The organism is Terrisporobacter petrolearius, from assembly GCF_020748185.1.
GTDB classification, from domain to species: Bacteria; Bacillota; Clostridia; order Peptostreptococcales; family Peptostreptococcaceae; genus Terrisporobacter; species Terrisporobacter petrolearius.
This window is the reverse complement of record NZ_JAHZMO010000076.1, coordinates 1-7,916: the sequence shown is the minus strand read 5'-3', so window position 1 is coordinate 7,916 and position 7,916 is coordinate 1. Positions and strand designations below refer to the sequence as shown.

7 protein-coding genes and 1 pseudogene are annotated in these 7,916 nt (G+C 26.2%); 2 read left to right on the top strand and 6 right to left on the bottom strand.

Annotated features, from left to right (window positions below; all coding sequences use genetic code 11):
• Window positions 1-157 precede the first annotated feature (157 nt).
• The 5 genes from K0040_RS19310 to K0040_RS19290 form a co-directional block, all read right to left on the bottom strand.
• Window positions 158-958: a PIG-L family deacetylase gene (locus K0040_RS19310; RefSeq protein WP_228110345.1), complete on the bottom strand. Its 801-nt coding sequence runs from the start codon at window positions 956-958 to the stop codon at window positions 158-160.
• A 93-nt stretch (window positions 959-1,051) separates the two neighbouring features.
• Window positions 1,052-2,074, bottom strand: coding sequence for a sensor histidine kinase (locus K0040_RS19305; protein WP_228110344.1), 1,023 nt, complete (start codon window positions 2,072-2,074; stop codon window positions 1,052-1,054).
• Window positions 2,071-2,742: a response regulator transcription factor gene (locus tag K0040_RS19300; RefSeq protein WP_228110343.1), complete on the bottom strand. Its 672-nt coding sequence runs from the start codon at window positions 2,740-2,742 to the stop codon at window positions 2,071-2,073. The genes K0040_RS19305 and K0040_RS19300 overlap by 4 nt, the downstream gene beginning before the upstream one ends.
• A 179-nt stretch (window positions 2,743-2,921) precedes the next feature.
• A complete protein-coding gene (locus K0040_RS19295) occupies window positions 2,922-4,838 on the bottom strand; it encodes an ABC transporter permease (RefSeq protein WP_228110342.1) in 1,917 nt (638 codons plus the stop codon).
• The gene (locus tag K0040_RS19290; protein WP_228110341.1) at window positions 4,839-5,591 is read right to left on the bottom strand and encodes an ABC transporter ATP-binding protein; all 753 of its coding nucleotides are present in this window, start codon (window positions 5,589-5,591) and stop codon (window positions 4,839-4,841) included.
• A gap of 263 nt (window positions 5,592-5,854) precedes the next feature.
• Between K0040_RS19290 and K0040_RS21990 the strand changes: the two are divergent.
• A pseudogene (locus K0040_RS21990) lies at window positions 5,855-6,092 on the top strand (ISH6 family transposase); the annotation flags it as partial.
• Between the two features lie 91 nt (window positions 6,093-6,183).
• Here the strand turns inward: K0040_RS21990 and K0040_RS19285 are convergent.
• Window positions 6,184-7,296 carry an NADH:flavin oxidoreductase gene (locus K0040_RS19285; RefSeq protein WP_228110340.1) on the bottom strand — a complete coding sequence of 371 codons (1,113 nt, stop codon included), beginning with the start codon at window positions 7,294-7,296 and terminating at the stop codon, window positions 6,184-6,186.
• A gap of 176 nt (window positions 7,297-7,472) precedes the next feature.
• On the opposite strand from K0040_RS19285, the gene K0040_RS19280 reads away from it, so the two are divergent.
• Window positions 7,473-7,790: a winged helix-turn-helix transcriptional regulator gene (locus K0040_RS19280; RefSeq protein WP_228110339.1), complete on the top strand. Its 318-nt coding sequence runs from the start codon at window positions 7,473-7,475 to the stop codon at window positions 7,788-7,790.
• Window positions 7,791-7,916 lie beyond the last annotated feature (126 nt).

The following is a 7,916-nucleotide window of genomic DNA, read 5'->3' as shown; positions in this document are numbered from 1 at the left end:
ATTTCTTTTTCCTTCGCTAAGCTTTTGTTTTCTTTTTCCCATAATAAAACAGCCTCCTATAATAATTAAATATTATCATAGAAAGCTGTTGAATTTTGTTATTTACAGAGTTTTTTTCACACACTCTAGCTCTCTTTTTTACACTTATATTTTAAATTTAGTATGGTAAATGAAACACAGAAGTTAATTCAGGATCACTTAACAATTGGTCAAAATGACTATGAGCAGAAGTATACCCTATACCATGTCTATCTTCTCCTTTGTTAATAACTCTATATTCATTGCAAGCATTTACAATTGCCTCATAATCTTCGTGATTCTTAGCCTTGTATATGACTCTTTTATCTGCTGGAACTTTCTTTATATATTTAGGTTTTAAATAAAACATTGCATCTTTTATTTTTCCTTGATTATATAAATCAATAATTATGCTTCCATTTTTTCTATGCATGGTATGATCGTCGTATTTGTATGTGTGGGCCACATGAGTCACACTTTTATATTTTTCTTCAAAATTCAGTGCAACTTTTCTCATTAAATCAAAGTGATCTCCTGATTTATTATCCATATCTGCAAGGATTAAAATATTCTCTTCTTTAATTCCTAAATCATATAGTGCTGCATAAAACTCTTTATTTCTAAGTTTTTCTTTTTCTTTTCTACTTTTATTTTTATAAAATTTATCCTTAAATACATTGACTCCACTTCCATCTGAACCTAATACTACAAATACGTGATCTGTACCTAAGGTGTTTATGGCTCTTTTTAATGCACTTCCTCCCCATAATACCTCATCGTCTTGGTGTTGAGGATAAAATACAACATATTCTTTAAATACTCTGTTATGGATACCTATATCTCTTTCAATAATATAATCTGAATCTGTTTTTTGTATCCAAAATATTAATAAAACCAATCCTATAAAAATACAAAGTAATATCTTTTTATTTTTATTCATTAATATTCACCACTTACATAAGTCTTTTTATAGGATTATTCTATCCATTTAATAATAATATACTCTTTTAAAATTTTAAGAAAAAGAATTTTATTAATTGTTCAAATTCAAGTAATCTGAGATATCATAAAAGTATATGTCAAAAGTTGTATATAAGTCTTTTTGAGAATTAACTTCTATCCTATGCCCTAACTTATCTATCATATTTTTAGTAAAATACGAACCCATGCCTGTTGATTTATATAATTTGTTACGTCCATTACTACCTGTAAATCTTTTATCGAAAATTCTACTTGTGTCTTCCTTATTTATACCTATTCCATAATCTTTTATAGATAAGATAACTCCATTTTCTGTGCTTCTTCCTGTGAACTCAATTTTACCAACTTCCTTTGAGTATTTTATAGCATTGTTTATAATTTGATCCAAAATATATGACATACACTTCATATCTGTATACACATTAAAATCTAAATTATTAATTTTTACTTCAATATTATTTTTTATTAATAAAAAGGAATTATTTTTTACACAAGATTTTATTAAGTTTTCTAAATTAACTTTATTTATAAATACATCCTCAAAAATACTTGTACTTCGACTGCTATATAAAATCGAGTTAACTAAAAAGTTTATTTTTGCTATTTGATTTTTTACATCTATACTATCTTCTATATTATCAAGCCTATCAGTAATTATATTTAAAGAAGAAATAGGTATTTTTATTTCATGTACCCATTTTGCTATATATTCATCCAGTTCTTTTAATGATTTTTTATAGGCATTTATTTCTTCATTATTTTTTATTTTAGTATTTTCTATAATTGCTTTTATCATATTTTCTTCAAAAGATTTTCCACTAATTAAGTAAGTATCAATTTCTTGGTTTTCTTCCAAGGATTTGTATAAATCCTTGTATTTGTTTTTAGTATTTTTATAATCTATAGTAAGAAATCCTGCTATTATAAGTAGTACTAAAAAATTCAAATATATAAAATCGCCTAATTTATTAGAAAATGTATTAATAGCAATTAAATAAATATCTATTATGATAATAATAAATAGCAAAAGCACTATGTATCTAATTTTATCATTTAAATAATCAATTAATTTCATTCTATTATATATCCTATGCCCTTCTTAGTCTTTATAAATTCATCTACACCTAATTCTTTTATTTTTGTTCTTAATCTATTCATATTTACAGTTAACGCATTGTCTGTAACAAATTCATCATTATCCCACAAAGCCATCATCAAACTTTCTCTAGATACAATCTTACTTTTATTTTTTAATAATATAGTTAAAATTCTTATTTCATTTTTTGTTAGTTCTATATCCTTGTGATTATATTTAAGCATTCCCTTTTCCATATCAAATATTAAGTCTTTGTATCGCATAACATTAGTTGATTCACTATAACTATAAACTCTTCTTATAATTCCATTTATTTTTGTAACTAGTATATCTATAGAAAAAGGTTTTGTAATATAATCATCTCCACCATTGTTTATTCCCATTATTAAATCCATATCTGAATCTCTAGAGGATAAAAATATTATTGGAACATTAGATATTTCTCTTATTTTTTCGCACCAATAAAACCCATTATATAAAGGTAAATTCACATCTAAAATTATTAAATCAGGCTTTTTATCTATAAATTCTTCTACTATTTTTTCAAAATTATCAATCAAATCGACTTTAAAACCCCACTTACCCAGGGCAAAAGCTGTTTCTTTTGATAAATCCATATCATCTTCTATAAGTAAAATTTTGTACATTTTATTTTCTCCTTATTTTCGGCTTTATTATGTTAATTATTGTAAATCTTAATTAAAATATAATAGGCTATTACATGAACAATATTAAATTATTCTGTAATAGCCACCTTCATTCTACACTTCTCTACTTTTACTACTTCTATAAGTGTATCATTATAATAAATTAAAATCCATATTTCTTAGCTTCCATATATTATTGTCTTAAATTTTTTAACAGATAGGAAACCATAAATCACAAAAATTATTAAACAAACTACTAAACTTAGTATATATATGCTAAATAAATCTGACATTAATAATTCTCCTGCTAAATTTATTGCAAAATAACTAGATATTGCTGCACTTATCATTGGTAAAGTATAAAATATTGCTACTTCTTTAAATATAGCTTTATTTATCTCTTTTTCAGTAGCTCCTATTTTCATTAAGGTTTCATATTTATCTTTGTCTTCAAATGCATCACTGTATATCTTCATATAAATTATGCTTCCTGAAACTATAACAAACACTATGAATAAAAATACTAGTACAGCATAAGCAAATTTAATCCATTGGCTTTCATTTTGAGCCTTAAATCCATTTTGAATATATGTATTTTGTAAGTTTAACTTTGTTTCTAAGTTGTTAAACATATTTTTACTATTTACTTCATCATATACTTTTGCACCATAAAAATATATATAACTTCCTTTGTCTTGCAACTTAGAGTATATATTGTCGTTTACAACTATAATACTTTCATTAAGACCTGTTCCTAATACAGGTATGTTTATCTCCCCTTTTGATATATAATAGTCTGTTTTATCAATATTTACTTTATTTTCTTTTATTGCAAGAGTCATTATAGTTTGTGGACTTTTTAAATGTAGCACATTATTTACGCTTACTAGATTTTCTCCATACTTTTCTAATTCTTCTTCATTACCATTTACTTTTAAAATATGTTTAAAGTCACTATATTTCATAACTACATTTCCCATGTCATTTTCATATTTGCTGTTAGGATCTTTTATAACAATTAACTCTGGATTTATTTCGTATTTTATTTTATTTGTCTTTTTTATTATATTATCTATATTATCTATATTTTCTTTATCTATCTCATTTTTATCTGCCGATACTATACTCACTGTATATATATTTCTTTGTATCTGAGCATTTTCTTGCATAGATTTTAAAGCTACTGCTGCTCCAAGAGTTGATATAGTAGCCGCTACAACTATTGCTATTATTGCGTAGGTTTTATAATTTTTATTTAGTCTATAGTTTATATTACTTAAGGCTATTATATTATCTCCATTGAATAGTATCTTTTTATTTTTCATTACAATGCTAAACAATACAGGCATAACAGATCTAAATAAACCATAAATTCCTATTATTCCTATAATTATAATTGGTATTACATTCGTTATATTTCCACTTCTTATACCTAATGTCTTGTAATAGGCATATACAAGTATAATGGTAGAAATTATGGCTAAAACATATAACCCTATACCTACCTTGGGAATTTTTTCTTGTTTTTTAGATGCATTTATTAGATTTATCACACTACTTCTGCATATGGTTATAAACCCTTTGATAGCCATTATCATAAACATTAACATAAATATCAAACTAGCTGATATTAAAGCTTTCATACTAATTCCATTGGCAACTTTTATATCAAAACCCGATAGTTTCATTATTACTACTTGAAAAAATCTAGATGTTATTATACCTATAATTATACCTACTACACATGAGCTTATTCCTATTAGAATATTTTCTACAAAATAAATTTTACCTATAGTATATAAGTCAAGTCCCATAAAAGATAATATACCTATTTCTTTTGTTCTATTTTTAAAAAATGTATTCGTTGCATACCATATAAAGAAAAATATAAATACTGATAATATTACTATTACAGATGATAATATAGTCAAAGTAAACTTTTCATTTTCTCCTTGTAATACTTTTATTGCCTCTCCATATTGTAACAGTTCAAAGTTAGTCAAAACAACTACTGAAAATACCATGGCTATAAAAAATGCCATATATGTTCTTAAGTTGCTCTTAAAATTATTATAAGCAATTTCTAGTATTCCCATTTATCTTTTACCTCCCATAGATGCCAACATGTCCATGATTTTGCTGTAAAATTCTTTTCTGTCATTTCCTTTGTTTAACTTACATTTTATAGTTCCATCATTTATCATGTAAACTTCATTTGCATAGCTTGCTGTTAAGGGATCATGTGTAATCATTATAATAGTTGCATTGTTTTTCTCATTTACTTTTTCTAATGATTCTAATAATTCATAGGCTGATTTAGAATCCAGTGAGCCAGTTGGTTCATCAGCAAAAATAACTGATGGATTAGTAATCAAAGATCTAGCAGCTGCCCATCTTTGTTTTTGACCTCCTGATAACTGATATGGATATTTTTCTAAATGATTTTCTAAACCAAATTTTTTAGCTATAGCTACTACCTTGTCTTCTATTTCTTTACTTCTTTTTTTACCAAGGGCAAGTGGTAGGGCTATATTATTCATAAGAGTCATATTGTCTAACAAATTGTACTCTTGAAATATAAACCCTATTTTTTCTCTTCTTAATTTTGACAATTCTTTATTTTTAATTTTTGATACATCTATTTCATCTAGTGTTACTTCTCCTGATGTTTGTTTATCAAGTGTAGACATTATATTAAGTAATGTAGTTTTACCTGCACCTGATGGGCCCATTATTGCTATAAAATCTCCTTCGAAAATTTTAAGAGATATATTTTTTAATACATTTGTTTTAAATCCCTTTATCCCGTAATCTTTTGATATATCTTTAATTTTTAATATTTCTTTCATATGTAATCCTCCGTATGTTTATTTATTCTTATGTATTAATTGTAAACCTTATATAAAATTAAATCCTTAATGGAGTATTACATTTTCTCTGTTAATATTACACTTTCGTAACATATGAAGTTTTTTATAAAAAAATTCGCTTCGCTTAAGCCACTGTGTGGGCGCTATGAAATTTCAGGCAACGACCTTGCTCAAAAATGCATTTTTTACATTTTCTAAGAGAATTGATATAACTGAATTCCAGGACTTATCAACATCATAATGATTATTATAAAGCTCTAAGCGGTTATTTTAACTATATACAAATGTTTGAAAAATTAAAATTTGATGATATAATGACTTTCTTGAAAAATGCAATGTCTTGCTTATTTATTGATGAAGATGATTGGAATAATAAAATTACTATAAATCAAAAGGCATGCTAAAGATAATTATGACCAATATTTTAAACAAAATAGAATACCTATAATTGATTTATTACAGTTCTCTCTATGCTCTTAAAATTTAAATGTCAAGAAAAGCTTGTGCTATCAATTTCCTAACATGAAAAAAATACTGGAATGAAGTATCATTCCAGTGTAATGTACAAATTTTATAAACCTTTTATATTTAAGATACATCTTTTACCTGGAGTACTGTAACATTTATTACATGATACACACTTAGGCTTTTTTCTATCTCCACTTCTCCATTTATTTATTAAATCTGGTTCAGAAGTTAATGGTCTAGATAAAGAAAAATATTCTATTTTACTATTGTTTAATAAATCTTCCATAACTTCTAAATGTCTATTTCCACCTATTAATATAACTGGTATATCTATCATATCTGCTAATTTTATAGCATAATTTTTAAAGTAAGATTCCCTATCCTTTGATACTACTACCTTAGTTCTAGCTGCACCCATATTATCATTTACTACCTCTTGAATAGATTCATTTCCACCTGTTACTTCTATGGCATTTATTCCAAGGTCCGCTAATTTTTTAGCCACATATAAACTGTCTTCTTCAGTTAGTCCACCTTCTTTTATATAATCAGCAGAATTTAATTTTATAAGTATTATGAAATCTTCGCCTACTTCTTTTCTCATAGCTTCGTATATTTCAAAAATTATTCTTCCTCTGTTTTCTATACTTCCACCATATTCATCTTGTCTTTTATTATAATATGGTGATAAAAATTGACTAAGTAAATATCCGTGCCCACCATGTATCTCTACTCCATCAAATCCTGATTCTTTTACTCTACGAGCTGCTTCACCATAAGATTTTACTAAATATTTAATCTCTTCTTTAGTAATTTCCTTTGCCCATGTTCCAGTCACTTCATTTTTTATAGTTGATGGTCCCCAGATTGTTCTTTCCTCCACCTTGTAATTAGTCATAAATCCACCATAAACAATTTGCATTATTATGTTTGATCCTAAGCTGTGAATTTTATTTGTAAATTCTTTGTATTCTGGTATAAAAGAATCATCATATATTCCCATCATACCAGGATTAGGTTGTTCATCTTCTGTTACAAAAGCATATCCTGTTATTAAGGTTGAAGCTCCTCCCTTTGCTAATTCTTCATAGATGGCAGATAGCTTTGGAGTTAGATGCCCTTTTTCATCTGCTAAGTCTTCCCAAAGTGCTCCTCTAAAAAACCTATTTTTCATATTCATATTAAGTAATTTACTTTTATCAAAAAGAGTTTTCATTTTATTTTCCTCCTAAGTTTTATTATTTATGAACTTAGTATACTTTGTCTTTTAAATATAAAAAAGTAGGCACTTTTTTGTAAGTCTTAATAGTTACCTAAAGGTAAGTATTATATTATGGTCTTAAATAGTTTAAACTAGAGAGATAGAGATAATTTAGTTTTGAGGTGGTTTTTTTGATAAACAAAGATGGTAAAAAATATGTATGCAAACTTGACTGGGCCTTTGAGATTATTCGTGGAAAATGGAAGGCTGTTATACTTTGCCATCTGCTAGATGGTACAAAGCGTTTTTTAGAATTGCAAAGAGTTACCAGTGGTGTTAGCCATAAGGTATTAAATGAGAAACTTAAAGAACTTGAAGATGATGGATTATTGTTGAAGAAAGTATATAACGAACTTCCTCCTAAGGTGGAATATTCTCTTACCCAAAAGGGATATGATTATGCTAAAGTTCTCAAAGATATAGAAGCAATCGGCGAAAAATATTTTTAAAGAGAATGTCTATAGATTTGTGTAATAATTTTGTTTTGTAATTTATATTACTGGAAATTCAAAATTCCAGTAATATTTTTTTATTTCTAAGAAATACTAATACTAGCATTCTTTTCACAATTATTA